The following is a 21,312-nucleotide window of genomic DNA, read 5'->3' as shown; positions in this document are numbered from 1 at the left end:
ACTATTAATTAATAGTAGCGTGTGTTGTTATAATATCAGGCAAAATCACTCAGTAAATATGAATTTTTTGTTAAATCATCTTTAATGCCGGGATTATATAAAAAGCGGGCTTTATTATCAAATTCAACAACATAACTATATTTAATATTTTCGCTATTTTCTAAATAACTATCTCCTAACCCGTCGTAATCAACTCAGTCTTGATCAGTTCATGTTTGTCCTTCTGGCGCAATATTATGACGTTTTGTTGCATCCTTTTCTTGTTCCACATATGAAGGTGAATTCCCTGAAGCCGGATCAGTATATCCCAATGGTTTAGTGTGACGCGCTAATTTTGTTGAAGCATCTTTTGGACCATAATAGTCTAATTGATATCTAACTCCCGTTACACGACCATTAGTTATTACTGCCCCTAATGTCTTACCATCCACACCTTTACCAGATGCTGTAATATATCATTTTCGATCTAAGAAGATATTATCAAATCAGTCATTAGCCATCGCTTGATTAATTTGATTTGTTAATACCCCAATATAACCATTTTGTGAATCCAAAATTTGAGTAATAAATTTATGCATTGCTTCATGTTCAGGATAAGTGTTATTCCCTCCATGTGCTCAAATATTAATCATGTCAAATAATGACCCTGATTCATACTGATTTGTTTGTTCATTAAAACCATAATTATCTAAAATAAATTTAGCATACTCACTTTTTGGATCAACAGCCATTAAGTCATCACTAAAACCAGCTTTTTGCGGACCTTTATTATAGACATCATCAATTTTTTGCACATTCTTAAGATTCAAATTATAATGTCCTTGATCATTGCTAGTATAAAACCAGTTTGCAAATCCAGCAACTCCTTTTAATAAGTTAAACATATCAAAACTACCTGAATTTAACATTTGCAATAATGTTCGCATTAAAGCAACAACAGTATCTTCTGCAAATAACCCCACTAGTGTTTGGAATTTTAAAACACCCTTATAGATTGTTTTTGACATTACTGTATTAAATTTTTCTACATCAAATTTTGAACCTTCTTTTGCTAAAGCAGCTGTAAATCAATTGCCTAACACTGAATATCATTTTAAAAATGCATTTTTATGGTCTTTATTAGTACTTGTTAAATCCAAATATTGTGGCTGCTGTTGTGTAATAACACTCATTGCTTTTGCCATTACAGGACTTGATAAAATATTATATAAATTCATATTTTCAATTGTTTTATCAGGACTATCAACTTCACCATCACTTTCTTTTTCAACTTTAAGAACAGTATTGTCAATTGTTGCACGATCAAATACTTCCAACAATGGACTATCATCTTTAACCTTGCCATTAGAATCAAATAATTTGTCTTTAATAGTACCTAAAATAACAAAAGGTGCCGCTAAGAAAATCCCTGCTGTTTTTTCACCATAACGGTTATTTTGAACAATTGGTAATAATTGTGCTAAAGAAGCTGTAACTGGTAATTCTAGGCCCGGCCCAAATTGTCCTAACATTGTAATTGCTTCATCAAAATATTTTAAACCAAACAAGTCATATAATGAACTTGACTGGTTTGCAACCGCTTTTCCAAATTTAGTCTCAGTTCCTCCATCTTTATATGAAAGCTCAGATGTGGTTGGTGGATTACTCAAAGAATTATGATATAGAATATTTGAAGCATATGGCCCAGTTGAAGAGTCATAATAACTACTTCATGTCTTGGATCTCTGAATATACGCTTTAACTGAATCTGACTTCTGAGATAAAGTGTTTGCTAAAGCCCCAGTATCATATTGTGCTCATCCTAAATTTGGATTTACTTCAAATTCAGGATAACGACCAGTTGTCGGATCTTCATCCTTAGTAGGATGCCCCTGATTTTCTTCTGTGTTTCATTTTGCAAAATTTGTCATTGCTACAAGCGAAGACATTAAATCATAATTATTCCGTTCTGGTTGATAGCTTGTGCTTCTTGCTTTTCAAGGATTATAAAAAATATTATTTAATTTCTTATATTCTTCAACATAGTCCTTAATTTGAACTTCTTTTCCACTTTTTGTTTTAAAAGTACCTTTTAAATTTTTTCCGACATTATTTAAAAAATATTGTAAAGTTGGAAAAGCATATGTATTCATATTTTCATGACGTGATGCAATTAAAATTTTTGCAATCGTACTAGTATATTTGACTTGATTTCTAATTGTTGGATCAATCTTATCAATTTCACTATCAAAATAGCCATCAGTTGGTCCTGCTTTTCCTTTGGCACAAGCGGCCACACTAAAAACGCTTGTTGTTGTTAATGCTGTTACTCCTAAAATAGAAAGTAATTTTTTCATTTTTATTCACTCCTTTTTATTAAATTGTTATGATGATTAAAATAATAATTTGTTAAAAATTATTATAAAAAATTAAATTATTAGAACCTGCTTATAACCATTAAGAATAATTGTTGTATACTTAATTGTTTTATTCATTATTAAAGAATCATTTTTAATTGCTAATACAAAAAATTTTAAATCCTCTTCATTTTGTGTTTCATTTTGGGTCTCTGCACCAGTATTTTTCATTAGCACAACATTTCAACACCAAATTCAAAGTAAAATAAGCATAAATATGCTACTAAAGATTGTTGATAATTTAATATCTTTTGTATTTTCAATAAACTGTAAATTTAAAATTAGAATTAATAATATTAAAATAAAACCAAAAAATAAACGACGAAAAATTTGTTTTAACTCAGTTGTATTATTATTAATGATAATAGCACCAATTAAAGTTACATAAGAAAACACTCATAATATTAAACAAAGTAAATTATGTTCTGCTTTCACTATTGTTTGAAGAACTAAAGTAAAAATAATTGGAGCAAAAGCAACTAAAAAGAAAATAGCAATAATTTTATTAAAAATCACAATAATATCAAAATATTTTGCTTTTGTAATAATAAAAAATAACACCAAACTAAAAAAAATAATATTTAGTAAAACAATCGTTGATGTAGCTACTGAAACTAAGTACAGCTGAATTAGAATGTTAAAAACGCTTAAAATTAGAATATTACTAATAAAAGTAAAAACAAAAACACCAATTTCAGTTTTATTAAAACTATTACTAGGGGTTTTAAAAGATTTTGCTTTTAAAAAAGTAATACGAACAAAAATGCTAATAATGAAACAAATAAAAATTCAAAATGTTATTGATGAAAAATATTACTCATTAGGTTAGTAAATTTTATAAATTTGCTATCAAATAAAAAATCTATTAGCATTTTTATCACTCCCATTTTTGCATAATATAATTTTACAAAAAAAAAAAAAAAAAAGCAAAGGGGTACCCCTGCTTTATTTTAATAAAATTAAATTATTTAAGCTCAACTGAAGCACCAGCGACAACTAATTGTCCTTTAATTTCTTCCGCTTCTTCTGCTTTTACTTTTGACTTAATAACTGCTGGCAATTTATCAACAATTGCTTTTGCTTCCATTAATTCTTTTCCAGTAATTTCTTTTACTAATTTAATAATCGCAACTTTACTTGCTCCTGGATCAGTTAAAACAATATCAACTTCTGAAGGTCCCGCTGCTGCTCCCCCTTCTGCTGGTGCTGCTGCAACTGCTGCTGCCGCAACAACCCCGAAATGATCTTCAATTGCTTTTACTAATTCATTTAATTCTGCTAATTTCATTTCTTCTAATGCTTTAATAATATCATCTTTTGATAATGCCATAATATTTTCCTCCTCATTAAGAATTACATTTCTATAAAATATTGAATAAATTAATTACTCACTTTTCGTTTTAGCAATTTCTTTAACTGCTATTGCGAACATACGTAATGGATATAATAAGCTTGATGCAAACATTGCAAGTAATTCGTCTTTTGTTGGCAACGAAGCAATTTCAATAATTGCTTTTGTATCTAAGACTTTACCCTCATAAATTCCTGCTTTTAATTTTAAAGCTGGATGCGTTTTTGCAAATTTTGCCAAAGTTTTTGCGGCAGCCATCTGTTCTCCTACACCAAACGCAAAAGCATTAGGACCTGTTAAAAATTGATCTAATTCTGCAAATCCCGCTTCTTTAGCAGCCAAGCTCACTAAGTTATTTTTATATATTTTAATGTTTACATCTTGTTTTGTAAGCATTCTTCTTAGTTCTGTAAATTCAGCAACTGTTAATTTTTGATATTCAACAATAACTGCTGAATTAGCAGTCTTAAAGTTATTAGCAATTTCACTAACAACTGCTGTTTTAATTTTCATTGCTGGCTTCATTCTTCGCCTCCCTAAATAATTCAATAAAACAAAGGCAATTAATCAGATAGATTAATTGCCAGAAACATTATTTTGAATAATATAAAAAACATGTAGTTGTTCTATATCCCAATAATGCCTCGGCAACATAATTAAGATTTAATAAAATCCGTTGCTGTCTCTGGTATTTTGATGACTAAGGTACAATACCATTAACTATCATATTATATTTTTTTTGGAAAGTCAATAAATTAGTATTATAAATGCAAAAAACCAATGCCTTTGTAAATTATTAAGAACTCTAAATAAAAAAGTAGTTGCAAATTAACCCTTATCAAATAATCTTTTATTTTCGACGGCTCTTCTTATAATGATATTTATTTCATAAATAAGTTGCCAAACAAGAAAGTCCAACAGCACCAGAAGTACCTAAAAATACATAACCCAAAACTTTAGCAACTACCATATCCTTTTGTTTAACAACAGGGTCAGGAATAATTGGGGGATTATAAACTTGAAAAACAAAAGGACCTTCATTATTATTGACAAAAATGTTGGCATTCGCATCAACAGCAATGGTTTGAACTTCTCTTCCAAATAAATTGGTTTTAATAACTTGATCTGTTCCCTTCTTTAAAAAATAAACACCATCTAAAAAACTACAGTAATAAATATTATCATTCGCATCAACAGCAATCGAGTATATGCTTCGATCCCGCAAATTAATTTCATTTAACTCCTTCGTCTTGCTTTGATAAATGTAATTCCCTAAGTAAACATTATTATCTTGATCAACAACCATTGCATAAATTGGCTCGTCTAAAGTGCTAATTAATACTGGACTGTCTTGATTCGCTGCCAAAGAAAAAAAATCTCGTTTATTGGTTGTAAAATAGACATTATTTTGATGATCAGTTATCAATGTAAATACAACATAATCACCTCAAGCAACTTTTTTAACAACTGTCTCTCCGACTGACAAATAATAAATTCCAGCAAGTGTTGCCAAATATAAGTTATTCATACTATCTAAAGCAAGGGCAGTGACATCAGCGTCCGCATCAAGACCCTCAATTTGAACAATTGAGCTATCATTTTTATAAAGATAAATTTCGTTCTCCTCTGTTGCAAAATAAATGTTATCATCCTGATCAATCGTTAAAAACATAACTTTATCATCAATACCTTTAATTTTAGTTGCCTTAGTGTCACTTTTCCCTAAAACATAAAGTCCTCGTGAAGAACCAAAATAGACTTTTTCCTTGCCAAAGACAATTGCATTACGAAAAATATTATCAAGACCTTCAATTCGAGTTTGAACATACTGGATATTGTTAAAAGAAAAAGGACCATTTTGAAGAATATTATCTGAACTTATCAAATTATGAACAAAAATAGAACTTGCAATTATTATTCATATAAATATTTTTTTCATCTTACCTCTGCCCACTTTTCTAATTAATATTTTTATTACGGTCCACTTTATAACAATAACTATATAATTAGTTTAGCAAAAAATAAGACATTATATAAAATTTAGTGATTTTTTAAGAAAAAATGTTGTTTAATTTTAAAATTAAACAACATTTATTTTTACTCTAATGTAATATTTACTAGTTTATTTTTCTTAATTTTTCAAATTCCAACCATAATAACTAATAAGAGAATTATCCCAATTGCCGCTGTGGCAACTGAAACAACATAAGCAGAAAAGGAAGGAATTAACAGCATTCCGGTACTTTTGAAGACAACATTAGCAATTAAATTCCATAATAATTGTGCAATCACATAACTTAAAACATATCCAATAATAATTGCTAATAAGTAAAATCCTAGCACAATTGAAATAATTTTTCATGTTGGATATCCCAGTACTTTTAAGGTTAATATTGTTCGTCGGTTTTCATCAAGCACCATTGAAATTAAAACTGCCAAAATTAAAGCAACAATAACAATTGTTAATCCTTCTAATACATTAAGAACATCCCGCACGGTTTGCATTCCTTGAGAATAATTTTGCCGTAATGTATCAAATGGTCAGACCTTATTCAAACCATTTAATAATTTTAAATTAGTTCTTAAATCAAAGGCATTAGTAAAATCAATCTTTTTATTATTATCAAACATTGTAAAATCATAATTATCTGTTAATGAAAATGCTGACATAATCCGATAAGGTTGTAACGCCATTCCGCTTGGACTAGCACGCGAAGCAACAACATTATAATATGAATTAGGTTGAAACACAATTCCTTTCCCCGTTACATTAACTCATTGGTTCATTACAGTAACTAACGAATCTTGGTTCATATAAATATTCCCCGAACTAATATCAGCATCATCTGAACCAACCACTTTAAAAGCAACAGGAACATACCCAATGGCATTTGTAATACGCACATTTAATTTAAAAATATCACCAGGATTAATGTCCATTGATTGATAAACTCGTTTGGCCAAAATCACAGGAATTGGTTCATTAATTGGCATATTCGGATCATTTGCGACTGGATTAGGATTAATTTTATAACCAAAGACTTCTTTTTGTGCAACATCAGCACGAGTATTTTGAGAACGATAATTTAACAATTGATTTCGTTGTGCTTCATCACTTGATAAACCAACAACATTTAATTGAGAAACAGGATTTCTAGCATTCTTAACATCATCTGGACTTCAGCCCGCTGATAAAAATACATACGGAAAATCATAAGCTTGGTCATAAACCATATATGGTCCTAAATAAATATCTGGATATTGCCCATTCGTTGATGAACCCAAACTATTAATCATATTAATTCCCGTAATAATAGTTTGAATATCTGCTTCTGTTAAACCTTGATTAATTAAACTAGGCTTGATAATATTTATGATTTCAATTAATCGATCTCATCCATTAATTCATTCCCCAGTTTTATTATCTTTAACTTTATAATTAACAATTGCCTTAACTGTGTCAGAACTTAAATAAGGGTATTTCTTCGTATTATTATCATATTTAATTTTACTTTTAACGAGTGTCGTCCCACTTGGGTCTCCAGCAATATTTAATAAGTCACCACAACTTGTTTTTACATCAGTTGGATTCGGACTTGATAATTTTAAGAAACACATTAATGGATCTGGAAAATTAAAGGTTTTATCATCATCTAAAACTTGTGCTCGATAATAATATTGATCACGTTCATTTGTTGTAATTCATTTATAAGGTTGTCCATTGTTTGCTTCTTGGGCAATATCTTGTTGATCAGAAGATGCAATTAAATATGATTTTATATCATCTTTAAAATATCGGAAAGAATCATCAACAATTCCTTGGGCCATAACTCCTGCATCTAATTGGAAAATTAACAAGAAGGACGAAAAAGCTAAAACAACTAACACCATGACTCATTTTCCGAATGATTTTAAAGCAAAAGTAAATGATAAATGAATATTAAAAGATAATCCAAAGTGGGCATATTTTCTTCCTTTTCTTACTTTTTTAGCGCGGAAATTTAAATTTGATCCTTTTAAATCATAAATTAAATCCAACGCTGTTCGACTTAAAAGAATAAATGAAATTAAAAAGGCCATCGCAATAAAAATAAGTGGAATAATAATGGTTGCTGTAACAAAAATAATCGGATTAAAATAAAAGAGTGATAATGGTAAACCAATTGAATATAAATTTGAAGAAGTAAAATACATTTGTAATGGTAAACTTAAAACTCATCCCAATAAACAACCAATTAAAGTTGTAAAAACGATATTAAAAGTAAAAACAAAAGACAATTCATGGCGCCGATATCCTAACGATTTTAAAACTCCAATTTGTCGTTTTTGATGAGTGATATCCTTTTTAATAAAGAACGCAATAATAATTAAAATAATAATTGAACAGGCAACAGCAATTGAAGTATTAATAATAAAACCAGTATTTGTCAGCATTACTACTTGGCCGGGCAATGATGATTCAAAAGCAACAATAGCATTATCCGGAGCAACAAAATAGTTACTTAAAACCTTACGTAACAACGCTATTTTTTGGGGACTAGTTAATCCTCCGTCAACATTAATAAACCCCGTAATCTTTTCAGCACCATTCGAAAAGTTTTGTTTAATCGTATTATAATTTATATCATTCATAAATAATAATGACCCATTTCTTAAATCAATTATTTTATTACCACTAGCAATTGTCGATAAACTTGCTAGACTAGGGTAAATATTACTATACTTCGCTCCATAACCTGCAATCTTAAATTGCAAATTTGAATTATCCCCTAAATTAAAATTACCACCAAGATCTAAAAAATTATAATCTGCATATTGTTTACTTAAAATAATATTATTTTTATCTAATTCAGTAACTGCTCTACCAATTGTTGTGTCAAAAACACGATTAAAGGGAGTATAAAAAATATTATTTCCTCTTCAACTATCACCATTAAATAATAAATTTTTATCCTTATTAACAGCAATAGCATTAAAGTATTGTGTATCTTTTGCTAAATTATTCGCAACAAACTGATAACTAACATCATAACTAAGATTTAATGTTACATTGTCATCACCAATTAAGTCTTCTAGTTGACTTTGAACAGGATGATGAATAATATAACTTAAAAATGCTGAAGAAATACTACCATTAAAATTCTTAACTAAAGCAGTAAAAGATGCTGTTCCCATTTGTTTATTCAAATATGATGGTTCTTTTGATCATGTACAAATTTGATTATTTGTTAAATCACAATTTAAACCTAAAATATCAGCTTTAATATTATTGAAAGTCAAATGATCAGTATCAATTTTTGCAACATCATAAAATTGTGCTAAAAAAGCTCGTGTGTTTTCATTAACTTTTCAATTTGGGTTTCTTTTATAAACATTATTATCAATGTTCAAACTATCCATCCGAATTTCATAATGATACGGGATACTATTTTTCTTAACATCATTTAATCCGTTCTTAACTTGAAAAACAGTTGAAAAAAGTGCCGTAAAAGTTAGTACTGCCCCAATGATGAACAAAATTAACCCAATAAACTGCGTTATTTTTTTTGTAAATCCCCGCGTAGCCTCTTTTGCAAGATTTAACATATTCATCCATCCATTCTAAATATACATTAAATTTATTATATAAGAAAAATAAAATATTTTGCAAAAATATTCTAAATCTTTAATCGGCAAGATAAGCACAACTAAATCGTTTAATTTGATAAAGCACTCTAACTAATTCAAACCCAATATTTGTTAAACAATAAGAAGAATATACCACATTGTTTTTGCGATAAACCTTTTTCTCAATAATATTTTTTTCAATGAGGTTATTAAGTGTTTCTACCAGCACTTTTCTAGTACATTCTTTTAAATGATGATGTAATTCATTAAAACCACATTCTTGTTCGTTTAAAATATTAATTATTTTTAACGACCATTTTTGCGAAATAATTTTAACAAAACTGATAATTGTTGCCACATTGTGATCACAACAACTACTCTCACAACGACAATTAGAACCACAACAAATTTTATTTTCAATTACGCACTGTTTCATAATATCTCCCCACTTTTCACTATTTATATTATAAAACTTAACAGCCTAATTTGCAATTATGCTGTTTTAACGGATGAATAAATTGAATACGGGTTTTTTCTTACAAGGATTAAACTATTGTTCCCAAACGAAACAACCCCTCTTTATTTGTTAAGATTATATTAACACATTTTTTACTAACACGACAAAAAATAATAAATTTCTAACTTATTTTGTTTAAATTATCCAAAATTGTAAAATTTTTTAATACTTGATAATACATTAATTTTATTCATTTTTGCTAATTTTAAGTATAATAAGTTTTTATATGTTTTATAAGCATAGGCTTTTGCCCCATATCCCAAAGTTGACTTAATAAATCAAGATATATCACTTTCGGCCGAAACTCCAATATTATATTCTAATTTTTGATTTTGGATTCCCTGCCGATGATTTCTAATATATCTTGCTAAATCTGTTTTCTTAAAAATTTTTGCAATTTCTAATAACTGATCACATTTACCCTGTATAAATAAGTTATAACACTTATTATATAACTCTATTTTAGGTTGAGTTTTTCGTCCTTTTAAAAAGGAATTTTTTAATTCCTTGGCAAAATGGAATCTATCTAAAACATAAGTTGTTTCCAAGAAAGATGCCGTTTCCATAATTCAAGTATCTCCATCACCACCAACAATAAACTTAATTTTTTCAGGTAAAATATAATACTTTTCTAATTCTATTAATATTCGTTGAACATAATCTTGTGTATTAATTTCACCCGTTTTTTGTTCTTTCAATATAACAAAACCTCTTTTATTTGCTAAGACTTTTCTATTATATTTACATTCTTTAAAATTAAATCCAGTATTAAATGTTGTTATTCTACATCTGAATTTTTAATATTTTTACCTTCTCGTAAAGTAACAAAACCTTCGTCCATAAAAATATAAATATATAAATCATTTTTAAATTTACTTTTTCAAAGTTATTTAATAATTGACTACTAAAATATTCAATGTCATATTTTCTAATAATATTTGAAATTGTCATTCTAGTTAAGTTAATATAAGGGAAACAATGCAAAATATCCTTTTGTCTTTTCCCCTCTGATAATTCTAATATCTTTAATTCTAAGTTTAATGTTATTTTTTTCCTTTTTAAAACCCCTATTTTTTCATCTACAAAGGATTTATTTTCTCATATTTCATTTTCTTTATTTCATCTACGGTAAATTCTTCGGGTATAAATTAATTCGCCTCATTCATCCACAATTCTTCTAGTTCTCTTTTCTTTAACAAATCACCCATTTTTCTTATATTCTTTTTTTGAAAATATTTCATCATCTATATTTTTAATATTTTCTGTAAATAGAATCTTACTTTCTTCATACTTTTTAGCAAAAAATAAACTAATAAAATCAGTTCTTTTTTCTAACAAAATAATCACACCTCTAAATCAGGAGTTAATATATTAATATTAACTATTAATAATTATAACTCTATGTTTAAGGAGGAAAAAATGACATATAATAAAAAAAAGACTACCAGTTATTATCATTTAAATGAGAAATATGATTTAAATTTTAGCGACTATAATTTTGGATTTGATTGAGAAGTATTTAAGGATTTTGTACCTGATGTATATGCTAGATATTTTACATCTTCTTGCTTTTTTAAATTTGTCTCTGCAGGGCGTGGAACACATAAAACATGAGTTCATATAGGCTATAAATTCTTTTTAGGATGTAACTTTTTTGATACATCATCTAATATTTTAAGAAGATATGCAAACACTCATGACGATACAACATTCGGTGACGCTATAAATGTATGTAATTTTTTATATGATAAATATGGCATTGATTTAGGACCCGATAATGAAAACGGTATTGAGTGACCCAAAAATTTAAAAGAAGGTGGCGAAATTATATTTCCTAGTGGTGTAAGAATAGCATTTGCCGGCTATGCAAATGGTAATAAAATTATGGGAAAAGTAGGAAAAGGAACCGGGATTTTATCTGCATGAACTGATGAAATGATCCATGCCGAAGAAAAAGAAATTTTAACAGATAAAGAACTAGACAAACGTTATAATAACTTACGAATTTCAATGTTTAGATCAAAGAGTCTAAAAGTTTCGTATGAAAAATATATTGATGAAAATGGTGTAGAACAATATGATCTTGATTCCCCTATTCCAATTAAAGAATGAGAATGAACTTTTAAAGAATGAGATTTTATAAAACAAGAATATGTAACTGTTACCACATATTTTCATAAAACATATTCTAATGAATTTACTTTTAACCCATTTGACAAATACCACATATTTTATAAAAAATTTGTAACTCCCTTTCTTCCGCTAAATGATCGTATTAAAAAGATCCTAAAAGATAAAAACCAAATTTATTCTGAAAACAAACAAGCTTTTAATGGACTAGGGATTTTTAATTTGCGTTTAACTATGGGTGCCGTTTGAAATAGCATACCTCAAATTACAAAAAAATTAGTACTTGCAAATAAGGAAGAAAGACCTGATCTTTATGAACTTGAGTATTATGGTTTTGAATATAACGATAGTGATCCAAGCATTTATGTTTTAAGAAATTATAGAAAATATATTAAAGAGTTTGACTTAGAAAACTTTTATAATACAGAAACCAAACAATATGAATTTAATTTTTATTCAATCGGAATTGACTATGCAAATGGTAGCGAAGATGACACTGTATTTTTATTATCAGGATATCAATTAAATGAGGATGGAACATACAATAAATATTTAATAGAAGAAAAAGTTGAGACACCTGAAAATAGAATTAATTTATCAACAACAATTGAATATTTCGGACAATGAATCATCGACTGTTTTGATAAATTTGATGGCTTTGAAGATTCTACTTTTCACTATGATATCAATGGACATGATTTTATGCAAACACTGCAGTCTGAACTCTATAAATATATAGGATATAAAATAAAAATGTTTAAGGCAATTAAACATAAAAGTACTTTAAATAAAGATGCAGGACTTAATAATAGGGTTACCTGGTTAAGAAAAATGTTTTCTCAAAATAAAGTATATGGTAATTTAGAATCTCTGCCACATTTAGATCAGTGTTTAAGCGAATTAAAATTTGGCGATAATAATACAAATATACCTGATCCAAAAATGTATCAAGACCCTTATGATGCGTTATTTTATGGTTCTTATCCATATAGATATAAATTATTTTAATAAATTATTAATATTTATAAATAAATTTTCTATATCATCATATAATTCTTTACTAGAAAGTGTTAATTTTTTATTAACTTCATTCCCCGGATTCATAGAAACTAATGCTTTTGTTTTCTCAACACCATTAACATTGTATTTTACTTTATATTGTCTATCATTATGAATATAATTTATATCTTTTTTAGGAATGATTCTATATTTTACAACATCAGATTCAATTCCAATTAAAATTATCATTGCATAATTATATTTTGGATTAATTCCATTAAATTGAAAAGTTCCATTGCTACTTTTATTTCTACCTATTTTTGCGGTTTTTATTTCAATTTTATTTCCTTGATATAAAATATCAAACTCATTATGAATAGTTTTGTTGTTTTCTTCCACTAAAGCATCATTATCTTGAAAAATGCGTTTAACAAATTCTTCTCCTATTTGGCCAACTGCATTTCCTTCAAAATCTCATGCTTTAGCAAATCTTCCTGTTTTTTTTGGTAAAAGTTCATTATGTTTATTAGTTATTAATTCATCCATAAGACTATAAAATTTATTTCTTTCCATTATTATTTGCCCTTTACCTTTAATTAATTTTAAAAATTATTATCTTTTAATAATTCATATATATGTGATTTCCCAATATGACGACAAGAATTTGTTGCTTTACTACTATACTTATTTCAATCTACATTAACAAAAATCTTATCTAATTTTTTAATAATATTTTTATTCTTGGTAACATATTTAATTGCAATACCACTTTTATATTTAACTTCATCAAATGACTTAACTACTTCATTTTTTTTAAAATATGTTGAGCTAATATAAAAATCAGCTTTTTCATCAAAAATTCACTTTTTTCCACATTCTCTATTTTTAGCTAAACTAACTGTATATAGCTCTAAAATATCTTTAAAAGGATTTTGATTTTTTAAATTATATCAACTAAATTCATTATTTTTAACAAAATTATTTTTACTTCATATTTGAAAAACACATTTAATATCAACCTCTTTACCATTATTTAAATAAAATGCATTTCGCCCTAATTCTTTTTGATAAATTAAATTATATTTTTTTACTCTATACTTTATAGAACCTTTCCCTACACTTGAAAAAAACATTGGTAAAATAAAACATATATAATCAGCAGGAAAAGAATGATTAATAAATTCTAATGCCATAACCCCCCTATTTCCAAAAGGAGGATTTCCAATTACTATTATTTTTGAATCTTTAGGTAAATTATATTTTAAATAATCTGATTTTATAACATCCTTTCTTTTTGGATCTATATCAATACCAATTTTTCTATTTTCTGGTAATAAGTCAAAAAAACATCCTTGACCAACACTTGGTTCTAATCAAACATAATTATTAATATTTTTTTCATATTTTTTAATCTCATCAATTGTAATATTAAACAATTCTTCTGCTATAGAATGTTTTGTAAAGTACTGATCTAATTCATTATTTTGATTAATTTTTGTTTCTTTACCATTAACATATTTTAATGAACTCATTTGTTTAAACCCCTTACTTATATATTACTTATTGTTTAATTTTAAACTAAAAAATAAAAATACACAATAAAAATTTAAATTTTTGCATAAATTGTAATTTTAAAATATACATGGTAAAATGATCGATGTAATTATAAAGAAATAAAAATTCTGGGCGAGCAAAAATTCCAAACATTTAAAAAAAGATTTTGGAATTCTTTCAAACATAATTGGGAACCCTTACAAACCTCCTCACTAAACGTTTGGAGGTTTTCCCAAGAAAGTTGAAAAGGGGCGCCAAAAATTTTTTTCAAATTTTCGGAATTTTGCGAGCCCACCGCCTACTATTATGTGAAAGTGAGACAATAATAATGAAGAAGAAGACTTTATGAACCACAATAGGACTATGGATATCTACAATAGTATTTATGATAATTGGTCTTAGCCTTCTTAGTGTTAGTGCTGACATTTATACTGGAAAGACACCTACTAACGAAGTTGTATGATCTAAATGAAATGGATTTGATGTAACAAAAAGTGAAGTTGCAAGAGTTATATATAATAAAACAGGCGTAGGATGAATATTATCAAAAGACTGAGATAATGATTTGTATGGTCTTGAAAAGTTAAAAGATATATATATGCCTAACCCAACTAATGAAGATAATTTAAAATGAGATAAAATGATGAAAATGTATAAATTAGTACGTCCAGGCGTTATATTTTCTGTAATATTCACACCTATAATTGCGGGAATAAGCGCATCAATTACAGGTTATTATTTATTTAAAAAATACAAAAAAAGAAGTTAATTAACATTAACTTCTTTTATATTTCTAAACTAATTAATGATAAAGACTCATTCATCTTATCAAATAGTTTTATATCAAATACTTCTATTTCCATATCTTCTGTAAGAATAGTAATATCATATTTACCCTCTGTTCATATTCCGGTTATTTGTATTTGAGTAAGTACTTTTAGTTCATCATCAAATAAGAGTTTAAAATCAGTACTATTTAATTCTGATAATAATTTTACCATTTCTATTCTAGAAAATATATTACTGTCATTATTAGAAAATAATTCAAGACATTTATTAACATTAGTTGTTAATAACGATACTAGATATTTTCCATATTCACCATCATCTAATTTTATTTCACCAGGAATTAATGATGGTATCTTATTTGATTCTAATTCATTAGTAATTGATAACCAATTATAATAATTTGCTTCTAATTTATATAATTTATTTGCTGAAATGTCTTTATTTATACATATTACTTTATTAAGATTTGTAAAATCAAAATATAAAGAATTTAACTTTACAATACAATCTGTAAATTCTCAATATCCTTGTTCTTTTTGAACTGGTTTTGATATTAATTCAAAATAATAAGGTAACAATATTTTATAATCATCATTGTATCCCTTATTAACCGCTAATCTAGTATATGAATAATTAGAAAGCATATATATTATTTGTTTAAAATTTTGAACTGCTTGTTCCATTAAATATGTAGGATTATTAAATTTTCATTCTTCAAATAATCCATCTATTACATCTTCCGGCTTTTGTCCTTCAAATTTTTGTCTCAATTTTGCAGAATCATTTACAGGATTCCCCTTTTCATCATACTCTGCTCCAGGAAATTTTCGGTCATAATTATAGCGATATGTTAGATAATTTAACATTACATCTTTTAATTTTCCCTCAATTGGAGCATCTTCAAATTCAAGGACTATATCCCCATAGTCATTTGTTCCAGCCGTTGCTAATCACCCGGCTTGATAAACTCCCATAACTCCTCCCTCAATTATTTTTTCCACATTTTTATCATTAGGCAATTCTTGAACTTTTAATGGCCAATTTGGAGGAACATTAGTATTTGTTATAGAGAATCCAACTCGCCCTTTTATAACTCTTGCATTTTTAAAAGTTTGTTGTCTTGGAGATGGTTCATCATCCTTTATACTTAATAATTCTAAAATATCTTTTTCTTTAACATAATTTTTTGCAATATTTCATGGTAAAAAACTTTTACCAAATCAATTTTGTAAAATTCTTAAACCTGGATTAGTTTCAATAGGCATTGAAAATAAAGGGAATAAATCAATATTTTCAACAATAGTTTTTGGATAAGAATATATACCATTTATATCACCATAAGATTTTATATTCCCAAATAATGCTCCCTTAGGAGATTTAATTTTAATTCCTTTAAAAATAGTACTTTCAGGTAATGATTTTTGTAAAACTAGGTGGATACTATTCTGATTTTTTCATTTGAAATCTGTGACTTTAACTAAATGAGTAGTTTTAAAAACTGTAATTCCATCAGGTGAATATGCCCTATTGTATTCTTCAATAATAAAAGTATTATTTTTATTATCTTCAGTAATTGGCTCGTTAATAGATATTAATTTTAAGTCATATGATTCTAAAAATTCTTTATCTTTTTTAGAAATTTCATTGAATACTATATCTTTTTCATCAATCATAACGTATGTTGTTGAGTTATCTTGATTTGTAGTATTTTGCTGAACTTGTAATTTTAGGTTAAAATCACTTATCTCATAAGCATCTATTTTAATAAAATCGTCTTTATCAATAAAACCTATTTTTAAACTATTTTGGGAATAGTTTAAAGCAGGTTTCTTAGATGACTTAACAAGATTATTAATTTTATAAATATAAAGGGTTCTAAGGCGATCATACGAATATAATTCTGATAAATCAGGACTACTTTGCTGTGACTGTTCCGCAAAATCTAATGGAATATTAGGTATTGTATAATCAATTGGCTCATTATCATCAAACTCCTCTGCTTTTTCTTGATTTATCATTTTTTGAGATGGTTTCATTATTCTTCCCCGCTTTCATTATTTTCTTGTTTTGGTTCCTTAACCACGTTTTCCTTATTATTTAATTGACGTTCTAACGTTGCATTAACCGGCAAACGTACATCAACAACTAATTTATCTATATCTTTTAAGTCAAATGTTTTGGAATTTAATATAGCATTATCATATTTTATTAATTTAACTATAAATTCAGTTAATTTAACCTCTCTAATGTAAATCATTTGTTCATAGGCCGCATTTGTCTGAATATTAACCCCTACAACTTCCGTTTCTGTTTGTTGGGCTCCCTTAGCAATTGCCGGCACATGATGTCTGTTCATTTTATAGTAGTTTGTCAGTAACCAATCATATATTCTCGTTAATTGTTCACCTTTAAAGTTACCTGGAATATAGTCTACAGGTTGAAAATTACTATCAGGGTCTCCCTCAACCAATAAAACATCATTTTCAATAAAAGCGGCTAGCATTCTACTAATTTCATTATCAACAACACCAGTCACTCCATTAGTATTAATTGTAAATTTACCACTATTTAATAACGGGTCTAACATTATTTTCCCAGCAATAATATCCATAATACTTGCAAATTCAGAACCATAACGTGCAGATTTTTCATAATTGGGATTAGGAATAATAACAATCGGCATAAAATCAATTTCTAAATTTTGAGTTCTTTCTAAATTTGTGTAAACTTTTCATAAATTATTGTCTTTATACATATCTGTAATATTTCCGTCTTGATTAAGATTTAAATCTCGTGTAATTTGCACCATTTTTTATTAATAATTTTAATTGTTTCTGTAATCATAACTTTATTATCATCCTTATTATATGGATCATAATTAAATGTACTTTTAACCAAATTTCCTAATTCGTCATATTCATCATTATAAATATCTACTGTAATAAAGTTTAATTCATTATCATTAGCAAATATAAAATAAGGACCTTTTCCAAATTCATTTATTTTATTTTCATTGTGTAAATTTTTCATTAAAAAATCACGTTTCATTAAAAACTGTTTAATTTTTATAGGATCTACAAATTCTTTTGTTTCGGGATCATAAATGTAAATATCTAATTCACGAGGATTAAGAAAATTTGCATTATCTTCATAAATACGTTTTTCTAAAATTCGTCTATGTTTTTGAGAAACTACATCCCTTTTAAGCTTAATTGTATTTTCTAAATTTAAGTAATAATTCTCAATCTCGTACTTTTTTTTATCCAATTTCTTTTTTGATGGTAACATTCCCATTTATAACACCTCTATTCTTTTTCTTCGTTTTGAAAAGAATTATCTAATTTTCCATTATCTAGTCAATCAAATGCTTTATACAATCAACCTTGAATTTTAGCATCAATTTTTGGTACAAAAATTTTTGTTATAATTCCGGCTGTTAAGTTATAAGTTATGTTTAAACTATACACTCATATTTTTTTAAATATCTTTTCATTTTCTTTACCTCCTATGTTTATATCAATATTCCCTTGATTATTTAAATTGTTATTTGAAAGAGAACTTTTTATTAACATTCTGACATCTTTTTAATTTCAGTAATATTTTTATTTGTATTTTCAATTTGAATTGCTAAATCTTTTGTTACAATACTTTTAAATTCTGCAAGTTCAGATTTTGTTTTCTCAATTTCTATTTGTCTTTTATTTGATTTTTTTACTTGATAACCAAAACCCCCACCAAGAAGTGCAGTTATACAACTCATAATTACAGTAATTATTTCATTTCAGTCCATAATTATTATCCCTTTCTTAGATTTTATTATCTGAGGTATAAACGTTTACACCTATTCCTGCTATTATTCTAGTTCCCATATTTGACATTCCTTTTGGTCCATAATTTCCATTTTGAATATTAATAGGATTATTCATATCATTAGACAAATATATTTGTGCTGTATTATTAGATGCAAAAGTTAGTAAATAAAATACAATACCATCTGCTGTTGCAAAATAACTAGGTTGAAAATTTATTGTAATTGTGTAAGTAAAAATTATTGTATTTGGATCATCTAAGGATACAATGTTATATTTACTATTACCTGCATTAATGACCATAAATATTTTATTATTTGAACTAAAAATATAGGCGACATTTCAATTTCCTATTGGAGTATTTCAGTTATCAGAAGAATATATATTTGACCCATTACTTACATAAACTTTATTATTTGCTACTGCTATTCTAGCGTTATATTGTCCTCCACTTGGTAATGTTGCAATAGGAGTATTTGGATTATCAGAAGAGTATATTTTATCATTTTGTATTGTATATATTTTGTCTGTATCGTCAACTGCTATTTCTTTATACATTGAACTAGGAAATTTTACTATTGATGTATTTGGATCAATAATTTTATAAATATCATCATTTATTTGCATATATGCATTATTACTATTAGATGCTACTGATTCAACTTGAGTATTTGGAGTTCCACTATACAATGGTGTTGTAAAAGGTGGTTGAATTGGTATATCAAATAATATATTAATTTTATTTTTTCCTCTAATAAATGTACTTGCTTCTATTGCTAATATTTGTAATTCAATTATATTTTTTCCTACTAATTCCTTTAATTTTGAAGTAGTAATATCTGATGTATCCATAGTTCAATCAACATTAATTGTTGCTTGTGGATTGTATTTTTTAATTTCATTATCAACATAACTAATAATTTCATTAACTACTATTTGCACATTGCTATCAGTTATATCACTAAATTTAGGGAATTTATCTTCTTTATCTTGATCTATAAATGTAATAGTTGATAAATCAATTCTGAAATCATTTGTACCTGAAATTTTTATTTTATCTTCATCTGTAATATATTCAATGCTAATATTTGGACCCGCAACCAATTTTATAAATATGTCTCTAATTAAATCTTTTTTAGGTTGCAAATTGTCTTCACCAATATACTTTTGATTATTATAATCTCCACCCACTTTTACTACACTAGCTAAATCAGTCACATTTTTATTAAGTTCATTTATTGAGGGAACTATTATTTTATTAACAGTTTCCAATTTTTTTACATCACCAATATTTTTATTAATAGTCTTAATTTCAGTAGAATTATCTTTAATATTTTCTTCATTATCTTTTATTCTAAGTTCATGATCTGTTGTAATTTTATCTAATTCTTTTAAACCTTTAAGTATTATTTTATTTGTATTAGTATCTATATACGTTCCACCATTTACTAAAATTTCAACAATAGCATCCACCTCAAAAATAGTATAGTATGCTTCTAAATCAATTTCAGACAAATCTATTCCCTCTTGATCACAAAATCTAAACATCTTTTTAAACTAGTTAAATTTGCTAAGGATTTACCATAAGTTGGTAATAGCCCTTGCCAAGTAACCATAGGGTCATTTTGTGATGAATAATTAATATCCCCTGAGTTTAAAGTTGCAGAAGTAAAAAACTCAATAGGAGATCTATTGAATGTTCAATGCTCAACAGTAATAAAAACCATATCTCTACATGTCTTTTTCAAAAATCTATCTTTAAATGTTTCAAATTTTAATTTTGAAAATGGATAATTCAAATAAGAATTAATCATATTTTGTGCACAAAAAGCAAACGTTTTAAATCATAAATCTAAATCACCTTTAAAAAATTTATTATACCTTGCAGGAACAGCAGTTATCTTTCCTGTTAATGGAAAAAAATCTGTATATGCCGTTAATGATACACCCTCTCATAATTCAGTTAACATTCTAATACCTCCTATCACTTATTCTTTTTAGAATTTATTTTTTAGTAATATATTTTTACTACTTGATATACCTTTTCTTTTAATGAAATTCTTTAAACTACCTTTTTCTCTAAATAATTTATATCCCTCAAAAAGTAAACCACCACCTAATAAACTTTGAAAAATACTTTCTTCTGCAGTTTTTAAGTTT

General features: G+C 26.8%; 21 protein-coding genes and 1 other annotated feature. Of the genes, 3 read left to right on the top strand and 18 right to left on the bottom strand.

The features are described 5' to 3' along the window. Nucleotides 1-8: 8 nt before the first annotated feature. A complete protein-coding gene (locus tag E7Y35_RS05015; RefSeq protein WP_283271898.1) occupies nt 9-2,336 on the bottom strand; it encodes a lipoprotein in 2,328 nt (775 codons plus the stop codon). A gap of 72 nt (nt 2,337-2,408) precedes the next feature. Next, nucleotides 2,409-2,957 (bottom strand): hypothetical protein, encoded by a 549-nt coding sequence (locus tag E7Y35_RS05010; RefSeq protein ID WP_283271897.1) that lies wholly within the window; start codon nt 2,955-2,957, stop codon nt 2,409-2,411. A gap of 73 nt (nt 2,958-3,030) precedes the next feature. Here E7Y35_RS05010 and E7Y35_RS05005 point away from each other — a divergent pair, with 73 nt between their 5' ends. Next, entirely contained in the window at nt 3,031-3,225 is a 195-nt protein-coding gene (locus E7Y35_RS05005; protein ID WP_283271896.1) for a hypothetical protein, read from the top strand. 135 nt (nt 3,226-3,360) lie between these two features. Here the strand turns inward: E7Y35_RS05005 and rplL are convergent, their stop codons facing one another. The 7 genes from rplL to E7Y35_RS04970 all read right to left on the bottom strand — a co-directional run bounded on the left by rplL (nt 3,361) and on the right by E7Y35_RS04970 (nt 11,209). Then, nucleotides 3,361-3,726, bottom strand: a complete 366-nt coding sequence (rplL, locus tag E7Y35_RS05000) for a 50S ribosomal protein L7/L12 (RefSeq protein ID WP_283271895.1) — start codon at nt 3,724-3,726, stop codon at nt 3,361-3,363. A gap of 54 nt (nt 3,727-3,780) precedes the next feature. After that, nucleotides 3,781-4,272: a 50S ribosomal protein L10 gene (rplJ, locus tag E7Y35_RS04995; protein ID WP_283271894.1), complete on the bottom strand. Its 492-nt coding sequence runs from the start codon at nt 4,270-4,272 to the stop codon at nt 3,781-3,783. A 19-nt stretch (nt 4,273-4,291) separates the two neighbouring features. Next, nucleotides 4,292-4,454 (bottom strand) — a sequence feature (ribosomal protein L10 leader region). A gap of 143 nt (nt 4,455-4,597) precedes the next feature. Beyond that, nucleotides 4,598-5,686 (bottom strand): ligand-binding sensor domain-containing protein, encoded by a 1,089-nt coding sequence (locus E7Y35_RS04990; protein WP_283271893.1) that lies wholly within the window; start codon nt 5,684-5,686, stop codon nt 4,598-4,600. Between the two features lie 158 nt (nt 5,687-5,844). After that, nucleotides 5,845-9,333, bottom strand: coding sequence for an ABC transporter permease (locus tag E7Y35_RS04985; RefSeq protein ID WP_283271892.1), 3,489 nt, complete (start codon nt 9,331-9,333; stop codon nt 5,845-5,847). A gap of 79 nt (nt 9,334-9,412) precedes the next feature. After that, nucleotides 9,413-9,790: a winged helix-turn-helix transcriptional regulator gene (locus tag E7Y35_RS04980; RefSeq protein ID WP_283271891.1), complete on the bottom strand. Its 378-nt coding sequence runs from the start codon at nt 9,788-9,790 to the stop codon at nt 9,413-9,415. A gap of 221 nt (nt 9,791-10,011) precedes the next feature. Further along, nucleotides 10,012-10,569, bottom strand: coding sequence for a UPF0236 family transposase-like protein (locus E7Y35_RS04975; RefSeq protein WP_283271890.1), 558 nt, complete (start codon nt 10,567-10,569; stop codon nt 10,012-10,014). Between the two features lie 85 nt (nt 10,570-10,654). Beyond that, the gene (locus tag E7Y35_RS04970; RefSeq protein ID WP_283271889.1) at nt 10,655-11,209 is read right to left on the bottom strand and encodes a hypothetical protein; all 555 of its coding nucleotides are present in this window, start codon (nt 11,207-11,209) and stop codon (nt 10,655-10,657) included. Between the two features lie 81 nt (nt 11,210-11,290). Between E7Y35_RS04970 and E7Y35_RS04965 the strand changes: the two genes are divergently transcribed. Then, nucleotides 11,291-13,009 carry a hypothetical protein gene (locus E7Y35_RS04965; RefSeq protein WP_283271888.1) on the top strand — a complete coding sequence of 573 codons (1,719 nt, stop codon included), beginning with the start codon at nt 11,291-11,293 and terminating at the stop codon, nt 13,007-13,009. Here E7Y35_RS04965 and E7Y35_RS04960 read toward each other — a convergent pair. Next, nucleotides 13,001-13,573 carry a hypothetical protein gene (locus E7Y35_RS04960; RefSeq protein ID WP_283271887.1) on the bottom strand — a complete coding sequence of 191 codons (573 nt, stop codon included), beginning with the start codon at nt 13,571-13,573 and terminating at the stop codon, nt 13,001-13,003. The two genes, E7Y35_RS04965 and E7Y35_RS04960, sit on opposite strands and share 9 nt — an antisense overlap. A 29-nt stretch (nt 13,574-13,602) precedes the next feature. Next, nucleotides 13,603-14,532 (bottom strand): hypothetical protein, encoded by a 930-nt coding sequence (locus E7Y35_RS04955; RefSeq protein WP_283271886.1) that lies wholly within the window; start codon nt 14,530-14,532, stop codon nt 13,603-13,605. A gap of 350 nt (nt 14,533-14,882) precedes the next feature. Between E7Y35_RS04955 and E7Y35_RS04950 the strand changes: the two genes are divergently transcribed. Further along, nucleotides 14,883-15,323, top strand: coding sequence for a hypothetical protein (locus E7Y35_RS04950; RefSeq protein WP_283271885.1), 441 nt, complete (start codon nt 14,883-14,885; stop codon nt 15,321-15,323). Between the two features lie 16 nt (nt 15,324-15,339). Here the strand turns inward: E7Y35_RS04950 and E7Y35_RS04945 are convergent, their stop codons facing one another. From E7Y35_RS04945 to E7Y35_RS04915, 7 genes are read right to left on the bottom strand one after another with little or no spacing between them, the layout of a single operon-like run. Continuing rightward, nucleotides 15,340-17,379 (bottom strand): hypothetical protein, encoded by a 2,040-nt coding sequence (locus E7Y35_RS04945; protein ID WP_283271884.1) that lies wholly within the window; start codon nt 17,377-17,379, stop codon nt 15,340-15,342. Next, nucleotides 17,379-18,152 (bottom strand): hypothetical protein, encoded by a 774-nt coding sequence (locus tag E7Y35_RS04940; RefSeq protein ID WP_283271883.1) that lies wholly within the window; start codon nt 18,150-18,152, stop codon nt 17,379-17,381. The genes E7Y35_RS04945 and E7Y35_RS04940 overlap by 1 nt, the downstream gene beginning before the upstream one ends. After that, entirely contained in the window at nt 18,128-18,637 is a 510-nt protein-coding gene (locus E7Y35_RS04935) for a hypothetical protein (protein WP_283271882.1), read from the bottom strand. The genes E7Y35_RS04940 and E7Y35_RS04935 overlap by 25 nt, the downstream gene beginning before the upstream one ends. Nucleotides 18,638-18,648: 11 nt before the next feature. Then, nucleotides 18,649-18,915, bottom strand: coding sequence for a hypothetical protein (locus tag E7Y35_RS04930; RefSeq protein WP_283271881.1), 267 nt, complete (start codon nt 18,913-18,915; stop codon nt 18,649-18,651). Next, nucleotides 18,909-19,133, bottom strand: coding sequence for a hypothetical protein (locus E7Y35_RS04925; protein WP_283271880.1), 225 nt, complete (start codon nt 19,131-19,133; stop codon nt 18,909-18,911). The genes E7Y35_RS04930 and E7Y35_RS04925 overlap by 7 nt, the downstream gene beginning before the upstream one ends. A gap of 16 nt (nt 19,134-19,149) precedes the next feature. After that, nucleotides 19,150-20,667, bottom strand: coding sequence for a hypothetical protein (locus E7Y35_RS04920; protein WP_283271879.1), 1,518 nt, complete (start codon nt 20,665-20,667; stop codon nt 19,150-19,152). Nucleotides 20,668-20,669: 2 nt separating this feature from the next. Continuing rightward, nucleotides 20,670-21,122: a hypothetical protein gene (locus E7Y35_RS04915; protein WP_283271878.1), complete on the bottom strand. Its 453-nt coding sequence runs from the start codon at nt 21,120-21,122 to the stop codon at nt 20,670-20,672. Nucleotides 21,123-21,312: the final 190 nt, after the last annotated feature.

It is taken from the genome of Spiroplasma sp. SV19, from assembly GCF_030060925.1.
GTDB lineage: Bacteria > Bacillota_I > Bacilli_A > Mycoplasmatales > Mycoplasmataceae > Spiroplasma.
Note: the sequence above shows the minus strand (reverse complement) of the source record. Positions and strands in the feature narration are given on the sequence as shown.